The organism is Paenibacillus sp. P5_B5, from assembly GCF_056400365.1.
In genome coordinates, this window is the sequence record NZ_JBFULK010000047.1 from 1 (window position 1) to 1,271 (window position 1,271).

Annotated in this window: 1 protein-coding gene; it reads right to left on the reverse strand. The window is 44.1% G+C overall.

Annotated features, from left to right (window positions below; translation table 11 throughout):
• Positions 1-36 precede the first annotated feature (36 nt).
• Positions 37-1,214, reverse strand: a protein-coding gene (locus AC1DOK_RS24415) for an IS3 family transposase (RefSeq protein WP_477556880.1) whose coding sequence is annotated in 2 segments (ribosomal slippage) — positions 37-938 and positions 938-1,214 — 1,179 coding nt in all. Because the reading frame shifts where the segments join, the coding sequence is not laid out codon by codon here.
• Between the last annotated feature and the right edge of the window lie 57 nt (positions 1,215-1,271).

The window sequence follows — 1,271 nt, forward strand, 5'->3', positions numbered from 1 at the left end:
TGGTCATACCCCTGTCAAGTAGACAGATGAAAAAAGCTATGCTGCCAGCGCGCACCGGTATTCGATCGGCGCGCGCTGTTTCAGTTTAGATTGGAACCGCTGGTAATTGTAATAATAAATATAATCTTCTACCGCTTGATGAATCTCAATTCCTGATTTACACTGTTGAAGATACAACTTCTCTGTTTTGAGATGCGARAAGAAGGATTCTATGCATGCGTTATCCAGGCAGGTTGCTTTGCGAGAGTGGCTGCCTTTAACGCCGAATACTTCTAGTCGCTTGTTGTACGCCTGAGACGTATACTGGAAGCCTTGATCCGAATGGAGCACAGCTTCCGACACGTCTCTTTTTCTTGTCCATTGCTTAACAGTATCCATCACGAGTTGAACATCGTTACGTTCCGACAACTGCCAAGCGACAATCTCATTATTAAATAGATCTTGAATGACGGACAGGTAATAAAATTTCGTTCCATCGGAAATATAGGTTATATCGGTCACCATTTTTTGGTGGGGCGCTGTAGCATGGAATTGACGTTTTAATCGATTTGGATATACCACCGAAGGCGTGTAATTGGACTGTTTTCGTTTCCGTCGAATAACCGATTGGATCGATAACTCTCGCATGATCCGTCCGACTTTCTTGTGATTCACATTGTAGCCTGCCTCCCACAAGGCGGTCGTCATACGAGGGTAACCGAAGTCTGGATGAGCAAAATGAATAGCCATCATATGTTCCTTGATCTCACGATTCCTGTCTTGTCTTGYCGTGCGATGGGGCTGTGTGGCTCGCCATTTGTAGTAACTGGCCCGGGGTATCCCCGTAATGGTTAACAAACTTGTAATGCCGTGCAGGTGGCGAAGCTCCTCAACTATTTCGTAGTTTACTCGTCGATTAGGTGCTGCTCCTTTACTAGATTTGGATACCGCTTTTTTAAGTAATCCACCTGTGCCTTCAGATAATCTCGTTCTTCCTCAATACTTCCGAAAGAGGTTCGAGTGCGCCCTTTCAATGGATTCATCACACCTTTACGCCCATCGAATGACTCTCCGTTTTGCCATTTTTTCACCCAAACCTTAAGTTGAGAACAATTACGAATCCCTTCTCGTTCAGCTACCACTTTGTAACTCACTGACCCCTCTAAATATGCTTTGACCGCCTTCAGTTTGAATTCTTCTGTATATGTTTGAAATGATTGTCCTTTTTTAGCCATAAAAATATCCCCTCCAAGAGTCACTCCCAACCCTCATGATAACATGACGGTTTTTTT